At 62.4% G+C, this 16,906-nt stretch carries 17 protein-coding genes; 1 reads left to right on the top strand and 16 read right to left on the bottom strand.

The annotated features are described in order from the left end of the window. Positions 1-6: 6 nt before the first annotated feature. The 12 genes from DWW03_RS08810 to trkA form a co-directional block, all read right to left on the bottom strand. Positions 7-1,035 carry an RnfABCDGE type electron transport complex subunit D gene (locus DWW03_RS08810; RefSeq protein ID WP_015546721.1) on the bottom strand — a complete coding sequence of 343 codons (1,029 nt, stop codon included), beginning with the start codon at positions 1,033-1,035 and terminating at the stop codon, positions 7-9. 19 nt (positions 1,036-1,054) lie between these two features. Then, positions 1,055-2,401: an electron transport complex subunit RsxC gene (gene rsxC / locus DWW03_RS08805; protein WP_162852211.1), complete on the bottom strand. Its 1,347-nt coding sequence runs from the start codon at positions 2,399-2,401 to the stop codon at positions 1,055-1,057. 198 nt (positions 2,402-2,599) lie between these two features. Further along, a complete protein-coding gene (locus DWW03_RS08800; protein ID WP_015546719.1) occupies positions 2,600-3,499 on the bottom strand; it encodes a Fe-S cluster domain-containing protein in 900 nt (299 codons plus the stop codon). Continuing rightward, positions 3,499-3,918, bottom strand: a complete 420-nt coding sequence (locus DWW03_RS08795) for a SoxR reducing system RseC family protein (protein ID WP_022061817.1) — start codon at positions 3,916-3,918, stop codon at positions 3,499-3,501. The genes DWW03_RS08800 and DWW03_RS08795 overlap by 1 nt, the downstream gene beginning before the upstream one ends. 3 nt (positions 3,919-3,921) lie before the next feature. Continuing rightward, positions 3,922-5,502 carry an NAD+ synthase gene (locus DWW03_RS08790; protein WP_118406620.1) on the bottom strand — a complete coding sequence of 527 codons (1,581 nt, stop codon included), beginning with the start codon at positions 5,500-5,502 and terminating at the stop codon, positions 3,922-3,924. A 168-nt stretch (positions 5,503-5,670) separates the two neighbouring features. Then, on the bottom strand, positions 5,671-6,432 hold the full coding sequence (locus DWW03_RS08785) for a zinc ribbon domain-containing protein (protein ID WP_022062420.1): 762 nt from the start codon (positions 6,430-6,432) through the stop codon (positions 5,671-5,673). Between the two features lie 22 nt (positions 6,433-6,454). Then, positions 6,455-7,240, bottom strand: a complete 786-nt coding sequence (locus DWW03_RS08780) for a Nif3-like dinuclear metal center hexameric protein (protein WP_022062419.1) — start codon at positions 7,238-7,240, stop codon at positions 6,455-6,457. Positions 7,241-7,441: 201 nt separating this feature from the next. Continuing rightward, on the bottom strand, positions 7,442-8,065 hold the full coding sequence (locus DWW03_RS08775) for a MerR family transcriptional regulator (RefSeq protein WP_022062418.1): 624 nt from the start codon (positions 8,063-8,065) through the stop codon (positions 7,442-7,444). A gap of 2 nt (positions 8,066-8,067) precedes the next feature. Continuing rightward, entirely contained in the window at positions 8,068-9,492 is a 1,425-nt protein-coding gene (locus DWW03_RS08770) for a methyltransferase RsmF C-terminal domain-like protein (RefSeq protein WP_118406619.1), read from the bottom strand. A 3-nt stretch (positions 9,493-9,495) separates the two neighbouring features. Then, positions 9,496-10,110, bottom strand: coding sequence for a deoxynucleoside kinase (locus DWW03_RS08765; protein WP_022062416.1), 615 nt, complete (start codon positions 10,108-10,110; stop codon positions 9,496-9,498). A gap of 238 nt (positions 10,111-10,348) precedes the next feature. After that, positions 10,349-11,824 carry a GH3 auxin-responsive promoter family protein gene (locus DWW03_RS08760; protein ID WP_022062415.1) on the bottom strand — a complete coding sequence of 492 codons (1,476 nt, stop codon included), beginning with the start codon at positions 11,822-11,824 and terminating at the stop codon, positions 10,349-10,351. Positions 11,825-11,867: 43 nt separating this feature from the next. After that, positions 11,868-13,208: a Trk system potassium transporter TrkA gene (trkA, locus tag DWW03_RS08755; protein ID WP_015546712.1), complete on the bottom strand. Its 1,341-nt coding sequence runs from the start codon at positions 13,206-13,208 to the stop codon at positions 11,868-11,870. A gap of 129 nt (positions 13,209-13,337) precedes the next feature. Here trkA and DWW03_RS08750 point away from each other — a divergent pair, with 129 nt between their 5' ends. Then, the gene (locus DWW03_RS08750; RefSeq protein WP_022062413.1) at positions 13,338-13,607 is read left to right on the top strand and encodes a hypothetical protein; all 270 of its coding nucleotides are present in this window, start codon (positions 13,338-13,340) and stop codon (positions 13,605-13,607) included. 132 nt (positions 13,608-13,739) lie between these two features. Here the strand turns inward: DWW03_RS08750 and DWW03_RS08745 are convergent, their stop codons facing one another. The 4 genes from DWW03_RS08745 to DWW03_RS08730 form a co-directional block, all read right to left on the bottom strand. Then, positions 13,740-14,585 carry a 3'(2'),5'-bisphosphate nucleotidase CysQ gene (locus DWW03_RS08745; RefSeq protein WP_015546710.1) on the bottom strand — a complete coding sequence of 282 codons (846 nt, stop codon included), beginning with the start codon at positions 14,583-14,585 and terminating at the stop codon, positions 13,740-13,742. A gap of 84 nt (positions 14,586-14,669) precedes the next feature. After that, a complete protein-coding gene (locus DWW03_RS08740; RefSeq protein ID WP_229095985.1) occupies positions 14,670-15,590 on the bottom strand; it encodes a hypothetical protein in 921 nt (306 codons plus the stop codon). Beyond that, positions 15,587-16,531, bottom strand: coding sequence for a hypothetical protein (locus DWW03_RS08735; protein WP_118406618.1), 945 nt, complete (start codon positions 16,529-16,531; stop codon positions 15,587-15,589). The genes DWW03_RS08740 and DWW03_RS08735 overlap by 4 nt, the downstream gene beginning before the upstream one ends. Next, entirely contained in the window at positions 16,528-16,896 is a 369-nt protein-coding gene (locus DWW03_RS08730; RefSeq protein ID WP_022062195.1) for a response regulator, read from the bottom strand. The genes DWW03_RS08735 and DWW03_RS08730 overlap by 4 nt, the downstream gene beginning before the upstream one ends. Positions 16,897-16,906: the final 10 nt, after the last annotated feature.

The following is a 16,906-nucleotide window of genomic DNA, read 5'->3' as shown; positions in this document are numbered from 1 at the left end:
CTCCTCTTATTTCACGCCGAAGCGCTTGGGTTTGACATATTTGTTGATCAGGGGCACGCAGGCGTTCATAATCAGGATCGCAAACGACATGCCCTCGGGATAAGCGCCCCACAGACGGATGCACATGGTGATCAGTCCGATTCCCACGGCGAAGATCACGCCGCCCCGAACGGTCATCGGCGAGGTCGAATAGTCCGTGGCCATGAAGATCGCACCTAACATCGCGCCGCCCGCAAGGACATGGAATATACCGGCCCTCCACGCAGTCCCGAAGAGGTATCCCAGTTTATAACCGGCCGAACAGGTTCCGTCGGCAGCCTGCGGAAGCGCGTCGAACGACACGGAGCACATCGCAACCACCCCGGCGAACACAGCCATCGTCGCGAGCACCGTCACGGGAATGTGCCACGTGATCACGCGCCGCCACAGCAGGTAGACGAATCCGCACAGCAAGGCCGCAGCGGCCACCTCGCCCAGCGAACCGGGGATGTTGCCCAGCAGCATCTCCTGCACGCCGATGGCGCCGGGACCCGCCAGCCCCTGCTTCACGGCCGCCAGCGGCGTGGCGCCCGACAGAACGTCGAACGAGCCGTTCACGGGCAGCGGCCAGGTGGTCATCTGCACCGGATAGGCGATCAGCAGGAACACGCGTCCCACCAGCGCGGGGTTGAAGGGGTTCTTGCCCAGGCCGCCGAAGGTCATTTTGGCGACGGCGATGGCCACGAAGGCGCCCATCACGACGATCCACCAGGGAATCGACGCCGGGAGGTTGAAGGCAAGCAGCACGCCCGTCACCACGGCCGACCAGTTGCCGACGGTAGTCGCACCGCGGACCATGAATTTCTGAATCAGGTACTCGATCACCACGCACGACACCACGGAAAGGGCCGTAACGCGCAGCACGTCCAGTCCGAAGACCACCGTCGACACGACCAGCGCGGGCATCAGCGCGATCACGACGTCGCGCATGATCCGGGTCGTCGACTGGGCCGTCTGCACGTGGGGTGCGGGAGCCACAATGAGTTTATTAGCCATATCTATACTGTTTTTTCATTTACTTTTTAGGTGCAGCCGCTGCGCGTGCGCGGATCAGGCCCATCACGGTCTGCTTGCCGAGGCGCACCCAGTCCAGCAGCGGCAGATAGGCCGGACACGTCGACTGGCAGCAGCCGCACTCGATGCACGAGGTGATCATCAGCGCTTCCAGTTCGTCCCAGCCCTTCTTCTGGGTCATCTTCGAGAGGTAATAGGGTTCCAGTCCCATCGGACAGGCGGAGACGCACTTGGCGCACTTGATGCACTGCGTCGCCTCGCGGCGCTGTGCGTCGCGGCCCGACATGACGGTGATGCCCGAGCAGCCCTTCGTCACGGGCGAGTCGAGGTTCACCATCGCCCGGCCCATCATCGGACCGCCGTTGATCACCTTGCCCGCATCCCCGGGAAGGCCGCCCGCGGCCTCGATCAGCGCCGAGATCGGCGTACCCATGCGGGTCAGCAGGTTCTTCGGCTCCTTCACGCTCTTGCCCGTGACGGTCACCACCCGCTCGATCAGCGGTTTGTTCTTCAGCACGGCCTGATAGACGGCAACGGTCGTCGAGGCGTTGCACACCACGGCCCCCACGTCGATCGGCAGCGCGGGCGGAGGCGGAACCTGACGGCCCATGACGGCTGCGATCAGCTGCTTCTCACCCCCCTGCGGGTACATCACCTTCAGGGGTACGACCTCGATGCCCTTGTATCCGGCGGCGATCTTCGTCAGATGCGCGATCGCGTCGGGTTTGTTGTTCTCGATGCCGATATAGGCTTTCCCGACGCCCACGGCCTTCATCAGAATCGTGACGCCGACGACCAGTTCCTCGCCGTGCTCCAGCATCGTGCGGTGGTCCGACGTAAGATAGGGTTCGCACTCCACGCCGTTGATGATGACGCACTCGGCCTTCTTTCCGGGTGGAACCGAGAGTTTCACGTGCGTGGGGAACGTCGCTCCGCCCATGCCGACGATGCCGGCGTCCTTGATCTTGGCGATGATCTCCTGCGCCGAGAAGGAGCAGACCTTCACCAGCGCCTCCGAACGGTCGATGCCCTCGGCCCAGTCGTCGCCCTCGCGCTTGATGGTGATCATCATCTGGCGCAGGCCCTGGCCGTTGACGACCATATCGACAGCCGTCACCGTACCCGAAATCGGGGAGTGGATGTTCGCCGACATGAAACTGCCGGCTTCGGCGATGAGCTGGCCCGTGAGCACCCGATCGCCTTTGGCGACCTTGGCCACCGCCGGGGCGCCGATGTGCTGTGCGAGGGGAATCGTCACCACATCGGGCAGCGGCAGCACCTCGATCGGTTTGGCGCAGCTCAACTTATTTTCCGACGGATGGACTCCGCCCATTGGAAATGTTCTCATAGATATAGTAAGGTTCTATTTTTATGCTTCTGCTTCGAAAAACCTGTTTCGTTTTTCCTTATCCGCAGGTCGTGATCGCGGCGCAACGCCGCGTTTATACATTTGACCCACCTCTAAATCCCCGCCTTGACGGGAACTTATCGCCCGCGACCGGATTGTCAACCGGAATGCGGATGGAAAAGTCTCAACTCGTCTCTTTCAGTTTTCAACTTTCGGCGCAGCCCCGGCCTTCGGAGCGGCGGGTGTTGCCGGTGTTGCCGGAGCCTTCGGGGCTTTGGGCAGCGGGTCCATGCCGACGAGCCGGATGGCTCCCGTAGGACATTCGTTCACACACTTGCGGCACAGCTTGCACTTCTGCGGGTCGATGTAGGCGAGGTTGTTCTCCACGGTGATGGCATCGAAGGCGCATACTTTCACACACTTGCCGCAGCCGATACATCCGGCCTTGCAGGCCTTCATCACCACGGCGCCCTTGTCCTTCGACACGCACGACACGTACACCGCACGGTTCTTGGGCCATTTCTTCCGCAGTTCGATGATCATTTTCGGACACGCCTTCACGCAGGCGCCGCAGGCCGTGCACTTGTCGGCGTCGACCTCCGGAAGTCCCGTTTCCGGGTTGATGTGAATGGCGTCGAAGGCGCAGACCGCGACGCAGTCGCCGAAGCCCAGACAGCCGAACGCGCAGCCCGTCTCGCCCACATAGAGCGACGAAGCCACGGCACACGACTTGGCCCCGTTGTACTCGTTGGTGCGGGGACGCTTCTCGCACGTGCCGCCGCAGCGGACGGTCGCCACTTCGGGCTGCTTTTCGGCAGCGGCCTTTCCGAGGTATGCAGCCACGGCTTTCATACAGTCGCCGCCGCCCACGGGGCAGAAGAGCGCCGAGATGTCGTCGCGCTTCACGAGCGCGTCGGCCATGCCCCGGCATCCTGCGAATCCGCAGCCGCCGCAGTTGGCCCCGGGGAGCATCTTCTCCACCTCGTCGATCCGCGGGTCCTCCTCGACCCGGAATTTCCGGGCCACGAAATAGAGGATTACCGCCGAGAACACTCCCAGCGCACACAGCGTCAGGATCGTGTAAAGTAATACTTCCATCAGATTTTTGTTATTGTAAATTGAATTGTGTGTTCGATTTTCCGCCGGAAGAGCCACAGCGCGAAATAATAAACGCCCACGCCCGCAATAGCGGCGAGGGCGCCCGCACCTTCGCTCCATCCGGCGACGGCGATCGTCCCGACCAGAACGGCCAGCAGGACGGCCAGCGCACCGACATAGGCCAGCACGACGGCGCGTACGCCGGCACTCCGCCGCACGCCGACCATCACCTCCCTGCCGGCGGCATACTGCCCGGCCTCGGGGGTCGCCACGGCGACGATCTTGTCCTGCGCCTCGGCCAGGCCGCACGCCTGGCGGGCCTTGCAGGTTCCGCAGGCGCTCCGGGAGGTGATCCTCACATAGACCGTGTCGCGCTCCGTGCGTTCCACCACGCCGCAGTGTTCGATCAAATCCGCCACGCCCTAATCTCCGTATTTGTTGGTGAGGGGCATCAGCCGCTCATGTCCGAACGTGCACGACGAGAGCCGCAGCACGGGCGGAAACTGGTAGCGTTTCTTCTCGTTGCGCATGATCATGCCGTGAATTTTCTCCACCACCTCCGAGTCGAAGCCCGCGTTGACGATCTCCTCGCGGTGCTGCCCCTCCTCGATCATGCGGAACAGGATGGCGTCCACCACCTCGTAGGGCGGCAGAATGTCGCTGTCCTTCTGTCCGGGATGCAGTTCCGACGAAGGTTCCTTGGTCAGGATGCTTTCGGGAATCGGGTTGCCCTGCGTCCGGTTGATATAGCGTGCCACGTCGTACATTTCGCTCTTGTAAAGGTCGCCCGTGGGGCTGAAAGCGCCTGCCGTGTCGCCGTACAGGGTGCAGAGCCCCAGTGCGTTCTCGCTCTTGTTCGAGGAGTTCAGCAGGATGTAGTCCGTTTTGTTCTGGAGGGCCATCAGCAGCACCGTGCGGATACGCGTCTGGATATTCTCCTCCGTGGCGTCGAACTCCGTGCCGCCGATGACCGGCTTGAGGGTGTTCACCACGCTGGTATAGATTTCCGAGATCGGAATGACGTTGTATTCGATGCCGAGGTTGCGCGCCAGCTCCTTGGCGTCCTCCACCGACTCGAGGGACGAGAAGGGCGAGGGCATCAGCAGCGCGCGGACATTCTCCGCCCCCAGCGCATCGGCGGCGATCGAGGCCACCACGGCCGAGTCGATGCCGCCCGACAGGCCGATCGAAGCCTTCCGGTAGCCGTTCTTGCGGAAGAAGTCCCGCAGTCCGCAGCGTGCCGCCTCGTAGACCAGACGCGTGCGGTCGTTGTAGGTCGAGGGGATCGAGATCGGCCGGGCGGACGCCTTCGTATCGAAAATCTGGAAATCCTCCTCGAAATTCTTCATCATCAGCACCAGTTCGCCGCGGCTGTTCAGCGCGCCCGACGTGCCGTCGTAGACGATGTCGGTCGAACCGCCCACCTGATTGACCAGCACGAGATTCTTGCTCTCGACGAAAGCCAGGTTGCGCATCATCTCGTAACGGTAGGTCATGGTTCCCTTGCCGTATTTGCGGGCGTTGATCGAGATGACCGTTTCGACCGACTGGTCGAAGTCGCGCTCGCGGCTCAAATCGTCGCCCACGATGATCGCGCACTTATGGCCCTTGATCGTGGCGTATTCATAGCCTTTCGAAGGGACCAGGAAACCCATTTCACGGCGCGCCGTGATGTATTTCTTGCCGATGTAGCGCAGCACCTTGCGATCCTGGATCAGCGCCGCGGCGCTGATCGTGCCGTCCGCCGTGAGGATCGGAAGACCGACGATGGCGGCGATGCCGTCGCAGCACGAGGCTATTTCGACCAGAGCGTCCTCGCAGAGTTCGAGGAAGGTCGTCTTGCGCAGCAGGTCGAAGGCGGGGGTTCCGCTCACGGCCTGTTCGGCGAAAATCACCAGGTCGGCATGCTGCGCTTTCGCCTTGTGAATGGAGTCGATGATCTTCGAGGCATTGCCGTCCACGTCTCCGATCGTGTAATTCAGCTGAGCTATGGCTATTTTCATGCGAATAATTTAAGTCCGGAAATTACAACTTTGCAAAGTTAAGGATTATTTGCAAAAGTCGGAAAGATTTTCGATGTTAATAAATTAACATTCCCGCATTTACAAAAATATTTAAAAACAAAAAAGGCTCCCGGTTTTCCGGAAGCCTTTTCGCTGTTCGTATCGTCTCTATTCCTGCGTTTCGTCGGGATCGGCGACGAGGATGCGGCCGCAGTATTCGCAGATAATGATCTTCTTGCCCTGGCGGATGTCCACCTGACGCTGGGGCGGGATGCGGTTGAAGCAGCCTCCGCAGGCGTCGCGCTTGACGGTCACCACCGCCAGTCCGTTGCGGACGTTGCGGCGGATGCGGTCGTAAGCCGCCAGCAGACGCTCGTCGATCTTCTCCTTGACACGCTCGCCCTGTGCGGCGTATTCCGCCACCAGCGGAGCCGTCTCGGCCTCGATGCCCTCCAGTTCGGCCTTCTTGGCCGCGAGGTCGGCAGCGCGCTCTACGGAGAGGTTCTCGACCTCCTCCAGCTGGAGTTTCTTGGCCTTCACGCCGGCGGAATACTCCTTCAGGCGCTTCTCGGCCAGCTCGATTTCAAGCTCCTGATACTCGATCTCCTTGGTGATGGCGTCGAACTCGCGGTTGTTGCGCACGTTGTTCTGCTGCTCCTTGTAGTTGCCGATCATGATTTTAGCCTGGTCCACCTCGCGCTTGCGCTGCTTGGTCAGCGTGTTCAGCTCCTCGATCTCGGCGTTGATGTGTTCGATGCGGGTCTTCATCCCGGCCATCTCATCCTCGAGGTCCTGAACCTCGAGAGGCAGTTCGCCTTTCACCTTGTTGATTTCGTCGATCTTGCTGTCGATCTTCTGCAGCTCATAGAGCGCCATGATCTTCTCCTGCATCGAATAATCGACGTCGGCCGTCTTCTTTTGCGTTGCCATATGTTGTCTTTATAGTTTAGACTTAAACCAGATAGTTTACCGGATTGCGCGAGCGTTCACTCTTGCGAACCGCAAAGGTACATAAATTTTTCGATAAAATATCAAATATTAATTGAATTGCGCAATATTCGCTTTCGAAATGACCTATATCCGCCACCGTGAGGGCCTTGTCGGGCGTCATGAAGTCGTTGTACTTCATGTCGGCGGTGATGTAGATGTCGGCCCCGGCACGGCGCGCTTCGCCGATCAGCGAGGCCCCGGCCCCGGTGCAGACCGCCACGCGGCGCACCCCGGATGTCGCTATGTCACTGTACCGTACGACGCTCACCTCAAGCCGCCGTTGGATGATCCGCATAAACTCCACGGTGTCAACAGCTTCCGGCAGTTCGCCCACGACGCCGAACCCCGCGCCGTCCCCGGTCTCCGAAGGCTGGAGAACCCGAAGGTTCCCCACGCCCAGCATTTCGGCCAGCCGCCAGCTCATGCCCCCGGGGGCGCTGTCGAGGTTGGTGTGGCAGGCGTAGAGCGCGATCCGGCTGCGGATGGCCCGCTCGACGCACCGCTCGACGGGATCAGCCGAGTTGAACCGCTTGAGCGCGCGGAAGACGATCGGATGATGCGTGATCACCAGATCGCACCCTTCGGCTTCGGCCTCGTCCAGCACCTCTTCGGTAACATCCACGGCCAGCAGGGCCTTGTGCACCTCGTCGTCGGGGCGGCCGACGATAAGTCCCGCATTGTCATACGATTCCTGCCACTCAAGTGGGGCAAAGCGTTCGATGACGTCGGTTATTTGTCTGATAATCATATGAGTTAATTATATTATACAGCATTCAGGAGTTCTTCGCCGCCTGCACCTGTGCTTTTAGCCGGTCTGTCGCTTCGCGGCATTACGCCCCGCCGGGGCGGGGGCTTGCGAAGACGGCGGCACGCCGTGAATACGCCCGGTAAAGCCGCGAATTCTTGAACAATACCCCGCGCGGATCGAGAGCGTCTTTACGGACAATGCTCAAAATAAGGATTGTTCGTAAAACGCGAACAGCTCTTTGGTTTCGGCCTCCTCCTTCTTGCGGCGGGGCCTGCGGACGCTGCGTTTGACGGCAGGCTGCGCCGAGGAATCCCCGGCGGCTTTCCCGGCGGCTTTCCCGGCGGCATCGTCCGACGGTTCGTCGATCTTCACCACGGCCTTGGCCCGGCGGCGGCGCACGGGCGTTTCGGCGGCGGCAGCGGTATCAGCGGCGGCAGCAGCGGAGGCATCGACATCGGTCATATCGGCATCCGAAGCAGTCACGATCTCACCCTCCCCGGCTTTCAGGTCCTCGCGAACCTCGACCAGCAGGGCGCGGATACGCTGCAACCGCTCCATCAGTTCGGCATCACGGTCCACGCCGCTCTCGGAGGGCGCCTTCCGGAGCGCCTTCTTGGCCCCTTCGAGCGTCATGCCGCGCTCCTTGACCAGGTGGTAGATCATCTTGAGGTTCTCGACGTCCTCCGGCGAGAAGAGGCGGTTGCCTTTCTTGTTGCGCTTGGGGCGGAGAATGCTGAACTGCGACTCCCAGTGGCGGATCAACGACGTGTTGACGTCGAACATCTCGGCCACCTCGCCCATCGAATAAAAAAGTTTATCGGCCATATCTATTGTTTTATAATTCGCAATGAGCTGGGATACAGGTTATTAACCCGTGCGCCGATCCGTTTGGCGAATCCCAGCGCACGCCCCCGCGAGCAGACGAGGTTCATCCCCTCGGCCAGCCCTCCGGCGGCGATGTCCTGCCGGCGCAGGAAGCGCAGCGTCTCTTCGTCGTCCAGTTCCGCCGCAGGCAGCGCCCCGCGGTTCATCCCATCGAAAAAAGCCAGCGCGGGATCGGGTTTCAGCACTCCCTTGAACACCTGCCCCAGCGCCACGCCCGAATAGATCACGGGCAACGCCTCGGAGAGCGTCCGCACGGCGTCGGCCTGCGCGGCGTACCATGCATAGCAGGTGTCGGCCACCGCTGCGAAGTGCATACCGCCGGGATTCCGCACCCAGCGGGCCAGTTCGCCGGCGGTCTTCCGGTCCACGGCCGCAAATACCGTGCGACGCGCCTTCGGCGCGCGCACGCGCCCCCCGGCGTCGAACGATTTGCGGGCCACGGCGGCGAAGAACCCTTCGCCGCAGGTCCGGTGGGGATAGAACCGGAACGTGCGGAACGCTCCGACACGCCCGCAAACGATGCCCCACGCATCTTCCACAGCCGTTTCTTCCGACTCGGCGATCTCGTCGCCGGCCCACGCCGCCATCCGCTCCAGCGCGCCTTCGTCCTCGTCGCGGTTGAACGTGCAGGTGCTGTACACGAGCGTGCCGCCCGGCCGCAGCGCCCGCCACGCCTCGCGCAGGATTTCATCCTGCCGCGCGGCGCACTGTTTCACGTTGCCTTCGCTCCATTCGCCGCGGGCGTCGGGGTCCTTGCGGAACATCCCCTCGCCCGAGCAGGGGGCATCGACGGCCACCACGTCGAACCACGCCTCGAAATCGCCCAGCGCACGCGGCTCGCAGGTCGTGACGGCCACGTTGCCCGTACCCCACTTGCGCACGTTGTCCGCCAGCACCGAGGCGCGGCGGCGGTCGATCTCGTTGGCGACGACCAGCCCGTCGGGTCCGGCCAGCGAGGCGTAGAGCGTCGTCTTGCCGCCCGGAGCTGCACACAGGTCGAGGATGCGCGCCCCTTCGGTGCGGACCGCAGCGAGCAGGTGTCCCACGAACTGCGACGAAGCCTCCTGGACATAGTAGGCCCCGGCATGGAAGTCGGGATCGAGCGTGAAGGAGGGACGCACGGCGAGGTAACGCCCGTCGCGGCTCCACGGCACGCGCCCGGCGATCGCCAGAGCGGGAAGCCCCGCAGCCTCCGGAACGGGAAGCCCGGCGTCAGGTCCGGCGGGAAGCGTGTCCGCCCCGGTCTTGGCAGGGTTCAGCCGCACCGATACCGGCGGCTCCGCGTCGAGCGCCGCGCAGAGGGCCGCGCCCTCCGTCCCGCCGAGGTCGCGCAGGACCCGCTCCACGAATTTCGCAGGCAGCGTCATGCGCTATTTCTTCGCTTTGAGCGCGTCGAGGCGCGCGCAGATCCGTTCCAGCACCGCAGGGTTCGAGACGAAATCCTCGTGGTCCTTGTCCACGACGAGCACCTCGCCCTCGTAAATGGTGTCGATCCAGTGGTTGTATTTGTTGTTCAGCCGCTTGAGGTACAGTTCGTCGATGTTCATTTCGTACTCGCGGCCGCGCTTGCGGATCTGCGAAATGAGCGTCGGGACGCTCGCCTTGAGGTAGATCAGCAAGTCGGGTTTGGGAATGAGCGTCGTCACCAGCCGGAAAATCTTCATGTAGGTCTCGATGTCGCGCGTGGCCATCAGCCCCATTTCATGCAGGTTGTCGGCGAAGATGTGCGCATCCTCGTAGATCGTGCGGTCCTGGAAGATCACCCCCGACTTGCAGTCGGAGATCATGTCCATCGTCTGCTGGATGCGGCTCCCGAGGAACGAAATCTGAAGATTGAACGCCCAGCGGTTCATATCCTCGTAGAAGTCGCCGATATAGGGATTGTCGCACTCCTCGAGGTAGCACTTGGCGTCGTAGCGCTTCGTAAGGATCTGGGTAAGCGTCGTCTTGCCGCTCCCGATGTTTCCGGCTATGGCTATGTACATGGCAGTATAGGTGTTATTTTACGTTTCTCATTCGTTTTCCGGTCTCCGAAGCGCATATCCCGCCGCCTTCGGCCTCGTTTTACAAGCCTGACTCTACCCGGCTAAAAGCCGGGATTCAGGGGCGATGCAAAGTCACTGCATCCGGACTCAATTCCACGCTTCCATTCCCAAAAGCCGTTTCTTAAACGGCCCTCGGGAGGGGCTTCTCGCAGCGCGGCCAAAATGCGGACAGACAGCCTCAAAGGGTCTGTTCGGTCTGAAAAGCCAGTATCTCGTCGGCCACGCGGCGGTCGTTCACCAGCCGCGGAACCTTGTTTTTACCCCGCGCGCGCATCCACGCGAGGAACCGCCCCCGCTCCACAACCGTCAGACGCTGGCGTTCGAGCGTGGTCCGCCGCTTGGCGTCGTAGTCCGAATTGACGGCCCGCAACTCCCCGTCGAGCGCCTCGGCGAAACGTTCGAGGCTGTCCGGCTCGCGTTCGAACTCCACGATCCACTCGTGCGCGCCCCGTTCGCGGAGCGACATGTAGCACGGCGCGACGCTGTATTCGCTCACGACGGCCCCCGTCTTCCGGCAGGCGGCCAGCAGCGCATGCTCGGCGTTGTCGACGATCAGCTCCTCGCCGAAAACGTTGATATACTGCCGCGTGCGGCCCGCGAAGCGGATGCGGTAGGGATTCGTCGAGGTGAATTCCACCGTGTCGCCGATCTCGTAACGCCACAGGCCGTTGTTCGAGGTGATCAGCACGGCGTAGACCTTGCCGCACTCCACGCCTTCGAGCGGCACGATCTGCGTCCCGCTGCGGAACTCGAAGAAGGTTCCGTAATCCAGCATCAGCAGCATGTCGCTGCGCGACGGGTCGTCGGCCATGGCGAAGAATCCCTCCGAAGCGTTGTAGGTCTCCATGTATTTCATCTTCTCCGAAGGGATCAGCTCCTCGAACGACGTCCGGTAGGGCGCGAACTCCACGCCTCCGTGGGCGAACATCTCCAGCCGGGGCCACACCTCCAGCAGATTTTTCCGGCCCGTATACTCCAGCACGCGGCGCATCAGCGCGAGGTTCCATGACGGGACGCCCGCAAAGGCCGTGATCGGTTCGCCGACGCACTGGCGGCAGATGGCGGCGCACTTCTCGTCGAAATCGGGAATGATCGCCGTCTCGGTCCGCGGCGCCCGGAACCAGCCGCTCCAGAAGGTCGTCTCGTGGATCAGCAGCGCCGAGAGGTCGCCGACCAGGTTGCGGCCCTCGCGGCTGCACGACCCGCCGAGCGTCAGGGTCTTGCCCTCGAAAACGCGGGTCTTCGGATTGTTGGCCGAAAAGACCGTCGCCACGTCGCGCATGCCCAGCGTATGGTTCCACCACAGCGACTCCATCGTCACGGGAATGTATTTGCTCCTGTCGGAGGTCGTGCCCGACGAACGGGCGAACAGCGACACCCGACCCGGAGCCGTGACGCTCCGCACGCCCTCCATCATCCGTTCGATATAGGGCTTGAAGGTCTCATAGTCGAAAGTCTCCACCTGCGACTGGAACCGCTCCACCGAACGGATATGCCGCAGGTCGTAGCGGTCGCCGAACTCCGTGAAGCGTCCCCGGCGCAGCAGCTGCCGGAACATCCGCGCCTGCGTCTCGACAGGACGGCGGCGAAAACGGTCGATGGCCCGCTCGCGCTGCGAGAACCAGGCTTTGAGAATTATGTTTCGAAAAGACATGATGCGCTGCAATTCAGAATTGTGAATTCTGAATTGTGAATTCTTAATTAAAATAATACCCTACCTTCCCCACCGAACCGGGCATGGCGAAGACCACCACGCGGTCGTAGGGGATTATTTCCATGTTGTCGACGGCGATGAAAACCTTGTCGCCGCGGACGATGCCGCCGATGATCGTATCCTCCGGCAGCCCGAGGTCCTTGATCCGCACCTTCGTGGCCGGGGAGTTGGGTTTCACGATGAACTCCAGCACCTCGGCGTCGCTCCCCGTCAGGCATTTGATGGCCTGCACGTCGGTCGACATCGTGAAGCGGAAAATGTTCGACGCGGTAACCAGCTTCTTGTTGATGATCGTGTCGATGCCGATCGACTCGGCGAGGTTTATGTAATTGAGATTCTCGACCTCGGCGATCACCTTCTTGACCCCCATGCGCTTGGCGAGCATCGCCGCCAGGATGTTGGTCTCGCTGCGCCCCGTCACGGCAACGAAGGCGTCCATGTTCGAAAGCCCCTCCTCCATCATCGCCTCGGTGTTGCGGCCGTCCTCGTTGATGATCAGCGTCTTGTCGAGCGTCTCGGCCAGCCGGTAGGCCTTCTCGGCGTTGTAGTCGATCAGTTTGATGTTCACCTCGTCCTGCAACTCGGTGGCGATGCGGATGCCGATGCGCGAACCGCCGAGGATCATCATGTTCTTGATCTCGATGTTCGACTGGCCCGAAAACTCCATCACCTCCCGCACGGCGTCCTGACGCGCGATGACATAGATCACGTCGCCCTCCATGAACTGTTCGCCCTCGCGCGGAATGATCGTCTGCCCGCCGCGCGTGATGGCCACCGTGCGGTAGCTCAACGGGGCCTGGTCATCGTCGAAGCCCGTGAGCACCTCCCCCACCAGCGGCGAGGCCGGTTCGAGGCGGAAAACCACGAGCGAGAGTTTGCCGCTCGAAAAATCGACGTACTCCGTGGTCGAAGTGTGTCCCAGCAGGTTGATCACCTCGCGGGCCGCGACCTTCTCGGGGTAGAACAGGTAGTCGATGCCCATGTCGATGAACATCTCCTTGTTGTTGGGTTCGAGGTATTCGTTGTTGTCGATGCGGGCGATGGATTTCCGCGCACCGAGCTTCTTGGCCAGCATCGCCGCCACGACGTTGTCGTTCTCCTCGTGGTTGACGGCGATGAACAGGTCGCATTTGCGCACCGAAGCCTCGCGCAGCACGGCGAAGGTCGTCGAGTCGCCCTCGACGGTGATCACGTCGGCCAGACTGCCCACCTCGGAGAGCAGCTTCTGGTCGCTGTCGATGATGGTGATGTCGTGGCCGTTGCCGCTGAGCATACGGGCCAGGTGACTGCCCATCTCGCCGGCACCCGCTATCACGATTTTCATAGTTGCGTCTGTTTAGTCAGCACAATACGTCGCCCGGAAGGTCCGGGCAACATTTTTGCAATTTATCTTACAAATGTATACATTTGTCCCCGAAACCCCAAATTTCGGGTAGTAAAAAAACGGAATCCTATGCCAACGTGGTTAATCCTCCTGCTTTGCGCCATACTCGCCGTCGGGCTGTTCGTACTGGGCATGTCCCTCACGCTGATGATCAAGGGGCACAACATCGACTCGGAAATATCGACCAATAAAAACATGCAGAAACTCGGCATCAAATGCGCCGTGCACGAGACGCGCGAGGCGGACGGCGGAGCCGACTGCTCCGACGGACAGGGCGTCGCGGGCTGCTCGGGCAACTGCGGCGCCTGCGACATCGAGCATATCAGCAAGAATTCATAGGAGAGACCCGAAAAGCAGACAGGCATTCGCCGGTCCGATCCCGGCCAACCGCTGCTGCAAATACCGCCGCAGGCGGCAGAGGCGACGATCGAACGCAACCGGCGCAGAACGAAAACCGGCTCGCAAAACCACCTATATCTTCGAGAACTTCGACCGGCAGACGAACCACGGATTGCGGAGGTCCTCCTCGTTGTAGAGCAGCTCCCGGCCGTCGGGAAGCGTACGGGTGCTGCCGCCGGCCTCGGCGAGAATCAGCTCCCCCGCCGCCGTGTCCCACTCGTAGGTGTGCGTCGTGCGGACGTAGTAGTCGACGCGGCCTTCGGCCAGCAGGCAGAATTTGTAGGAACTGCCCTGCTCGACGATCTCCAGATCGGGGTGCCGCTCGCGAAGGCGGGCGACATGCTCACGGGTCTCGGGCGTCTGGTGCGAACGCGAAAGGGCCACGCGCGGATGGTCGTGAGGCCCCTCCCCGGCCAGCGGCAGCGGCGTCCAATTGCGGACGATCTCGTCGTAGGTATACTCCGCGGCGGCGTCCGGCGCGATATGCTCCTTGAGGTACGAACCCGAATCGCGGCCCGCAATGTACATCTTTTCGAAATAGGGAACATAAATAACCGCCCCCATGCAGACGTTATTCTCCATCAGGGCGATGTTGACCGTAAATTCGTTGTTGCCTTTGATAAATTCGACCGTGCCGTCCAGCGGATCGACCAGCCAGTAAAGCTCCCAGTTGCGGCGCTCTTCGTAGCGCATCTTCCGACCCTCTTCCGAAAGGATCGGGATACGTGTGGGACCGAGGTACTCGCGGATGGTCTTGTGCGCGACGCGGTCGGCCAGCGTGATCGGGGTTTTGTCGTCTTTGAGACTTATATCGTAATCGTCGAGATTCTTGTAAACGCGCATGATCGAGGCTCCGGCTCTGACTGCCGCATTGAAAAGCGGCGGCAGCAGATACATTCTCACCTTGTCGTTAATCATCGTAACTCGTATTTTGGGATCGGTAATTTTTATTGCCATGGTAAAGGTAACAAGAATTTATGATAACGAAAAATTTTCAGTGCCTTAATAGTGTCCGAAAAGGCGTCTCCATGCCGTGAGGCCTCCCGGGGCCGAAAAGGCCGTTCCGCCCGCGAGCCGCGCGGCGCACTCCCTGCCGGCCCATACCAGCGCGAGGGTCGCGAGCGCGGCGGCGGAGGTCCACCACCCCGCAGCGGCCGCGGCGGCGAAAGCCGCGGCAAGCGACGCTGCCGCCAGTCCGCGCAGCCGTCCCGGCATTCGGACCCCGGAGCGCGGCGCGGCAAGCAGGGGTTCCCACAACATCCTCCGCCGGCAGCGGGGAATCCCCCGCAGCGGGCGCATCCCGAAACCGCCCGCCGCGACCACCGCCTCGCGGCTCAACAAGGCGGCGGGTTCGCCCAGGGGCGAGCGTATGAGGTCGAGGCTTCCCGGCCGGCCTTCGCCCAGTTCGGCGACGAGCCGCTCGACGCTTCCGGGCAGCAGGAAACATCCTGCGCGAACGGGCAGCAGGTAATCGTAGGTGGCCACCGACGCCGCGGCGTCGAAATCGCCCGCCTCCGAATCCCGCGCCCGGTCGACGAGCACCAGCCGCCGGAAACACCGCCTGCGCGAACGCCCCAGCGCACGGACGCCCGAGACTTCGAGTTCGCCCGAACAGACCCACTCGACGCGGATCATGCGGTAGCGCGCCGTCAGCGCGGCGAATTCCGCGGCGTGGCGGCGGGCGTCGAGCACCACGATCACCTCGTAACGCGAGTATTCGGGGGAGAGGAGATTTTCAATCTGCGCCGCATCCGTCACGCCGCTGCACAGGACCGAGATGCCGATGCCGTCGGGGGCGTCGCTGGAAGCCCTGCGCACGGCGTTCAGCAGCAGTCGTTTGCTGCGGGCGCGGGAGATCAGCGGCAGCAGCGCGCCCACGCATGCCGCCGTCGCAGCGAACAGCAGGAGAAGGATCGGCTTCATGCCAGGCTGCGTTTATAGGTTTGCACGAGCGATTCGTAATAGGGACGCTCGCGCTCGTCGAGCAGCCGCCGGAGCGGTCCCGGGGAATAGCCCTCGGCGACGACATAGCGCAGCAGGGCCTTGCGCTCGGCGGGAGGCATGGCCGACAGCCGCCCGGAAACGGCCCGCCGCGTCAGCGGACGGCGCAGCGCGCAGAGCGTATAGAGCGCTTCGCGCACCAGTTCCGGGTCTTCGTCCCCGGACACGATGCGCAGCAGGAGCCGCTCGGCCTCCTCGATGCCGAACTGCCGCACGATGTTCAGCCCCACGATCCGCAGGTTGCGGCTTGGAGACCCGATGAGGGGTTCGTAGGCGATCGGCAGCATCCCGCGCCGCAGGACGGCCATGATCTCCCCCACTTCGCAGGCCGAAAAGGGTTCGGGGTATTCGGCCATCAGCCGCAGGGCCGTCGAGGGATCGGCCGCAAGCCGCACCATCAGCGACTGGAAACGCACATAGCGGTTGCGGCTCGCGGCATAACGCGCGGCGCAGTCCGCCGCGGCTGCGCCGACGGGCAGGCGAGAGAGCAGCAGCAGGCAGCGCGCCCGGCGGTAGCCCCGGGAGCGGGCCGTGCGGCGGAGCAGCCAGGCGTCGAGTCCGTACTCCGCAACGATGCGCCGCAGGGGCGCGGCGTCCAGTCCGTAGGTGACGCCGGCAAGTCCGGCGACGGTCTCGACGAGCAGCAGCCGGGCACCGGCACGACGGATCATCGGAAACCGCGGCGCGGGGCCTTCGCCCGCAAGCAGGTAAAGCATCACGATACGCAGGTATTTCGCGCGCAGAGCGGCGTCGCGGCAGCGCCGCCTCCGGGCGTGGAGTTCGGCCGCGCCGAGCAGCGACAGCAGGGCGAACGTCCCAGCCGCCGCAAACATCGCATAGAGCATCAGAAGCGTTTCGGTCATAACTGTCGGTTCAAGGCGTTGGCGATCTTCGTCCGCAATCGCTGAAGGCTCACGGGAAAGGTCATGTACTGGTCGACGCCGCACTCCAAGAGGCTCAACACCGTCTGTTCGGCCTGCTGCCACGCCACGACGTAGACCAGCGGCCGTCCGAGACCGGCGGGGCGCAGCGTGCGCACCACGTCGCAGCCCGTGAAGAAAGCCGAAGTCCCCACGACGACGACCAGGTCGAACAGCATGCGCCGGACCATGCGCTGCATGTCGGGAACATCCGATGCACAGCGCACGTCGGCCTGCATGTCGGCGAGCGAAAGCCGGATCACGTCGCGCAGGAACTCCTCGTCGGAAACAATCAATATTCGGTGCATGTCCTTCCGC

This window comes from Alistipes sp. AF14-19 (assembly GCF_003461645.1).
In the GTDB taxonomy this organism is placed as follows: Bacteria; Bacteroidota; Bacteroidia; order Bacteroidales; family Rikenellaceae; genus Alistipes; species Alistipes shahii.
The sequence above is the reverse complement of the archived record's forward strand: the minus strand, read 5'-3'. Positions and strand labels throughout refer to the sequence as shown.

What these genes read in the sequence shown, in the direction of transcription:
- DWW03_RS08745 (WP_015546710.1), bottom strand. Translation starts at nt 14,585, where the DNA reads ATGATTAACGACAAGGTGAGAATGTATCTGCTGCCGCCGCTTTTCAAT.
- rsxC (WP_162852211.1), bottom strand. Translation starts at nt 2,401, where the DNA reads ATGAGAACATTTCCAATGGGCGGAGTCCATCCGTCGGAAAATAAGTTG.
- DWW03_RS08810 (WP_015546721.1), bottom strand. Translation starts at nt 1,035, where the DNA reads ATGGCTAATAAACTCATTGTGGCTCCCGCACCCCACGTGCAGACGGCC.
- DWW03_RS08740 (WP_229095985.1), bottom strand. Translation starts at nt 15,590, where the DNA reads ATGAAGCCGATCCTTCTCCTGCTGTTCGCTGCGACGGCGGCATGCGTG.
- DWW03_RS08775 (WP_022062418.1), bottom strand. Translation starts at nt 8,065, where the DNA reads ATGGCCGATAAACTTTTTTATTCGATGGGCGAGGTGGCCGAGATGTTC.
- DWW03_RS08750 (WP_022062413.1), top strand. Translation starts at nt 13,338, where the DNA reads ATGCCAACGTGGTTAATCCTCCTGCTTTGCGCCATACTCGCCGTCGGG.
- DWW03_RS08780 (WP_022062419.1), bottom strand. Translation starts at nt 7,240, where the DNA reads ATGATTATCAGACAAATAACCGACGTCATCGAACGCTTTGCCCCACTT.
- DWW03_RS08790 (WP_118406620.1), bottom strand. Translation starts at nt 5,502, where the DNA reads ATGAAAATAGCCATAGCTCAGCTGAATTACACGATCGGAGACGTGGAC.
- DWW03_RS08730 (WP_022062195.1), bottom strand. Translation starts at nt 16,896, where the DNA reads ATGCACCGAATATTGATTGTTTCCGACGAGGAGTTCCTGCGCGACGTG.
- DWW03_RS08760 (WP_022062415.1), bottom strand. Translation starts at nt 11,824, where the DNA reads ATGTCTTTTCGAAACATAATTCTCAAAGCCTGGTTCTCGCAGCGCGAG.
- DWW03_RS08800 (WP_015546719.1), bottom strand. Translation starts at nt 3,499, where the DNA reads ATGGAAGTATTACTTTACACGATCCTGACGCTGTGTGCGCTGGGAGTG.
- DWW03_RS08770 (WP_118406619.1), bottom strand. Translation starts at nt 9,492, where the DNA reads ATGACGCTGCCTGCGAAATTCGTGGAGCGGGTCCTGCGCGACCTCGGC.
- DWW03_RS08765 (WP_022062416.1), bottom strand. Translation starts at nt 10,110, where the DNA reads ATGTACATAGCCATAGCCGGAAACATCGGGAGCGGCAAGACGACGCTT.
- trkA (WP_015546712.1), bottom strand. Translation starts at nt 13,208, where the DNA reads ATGAAAATCGTGATAGCGGGTGCCGGCGAGATGGGCAGTCACCTGGCC.
- DWW03_RS08785 (WP_022062420.1), bottom strand. Translation starts at nt 6,432, where the DNA reads ATGGCAACGCAAAAGAAGACGGCCGACGTCGATTATTCGATGCAGGAG.
- DWW03_RS08735 (WP_118406618.1), bottom strand. Translation starts at nt 16,531, where the DNA reads ATGACCGAAACGCTTCTGATGCTCTATGCGATGTTTGCGGCGGCTGGG.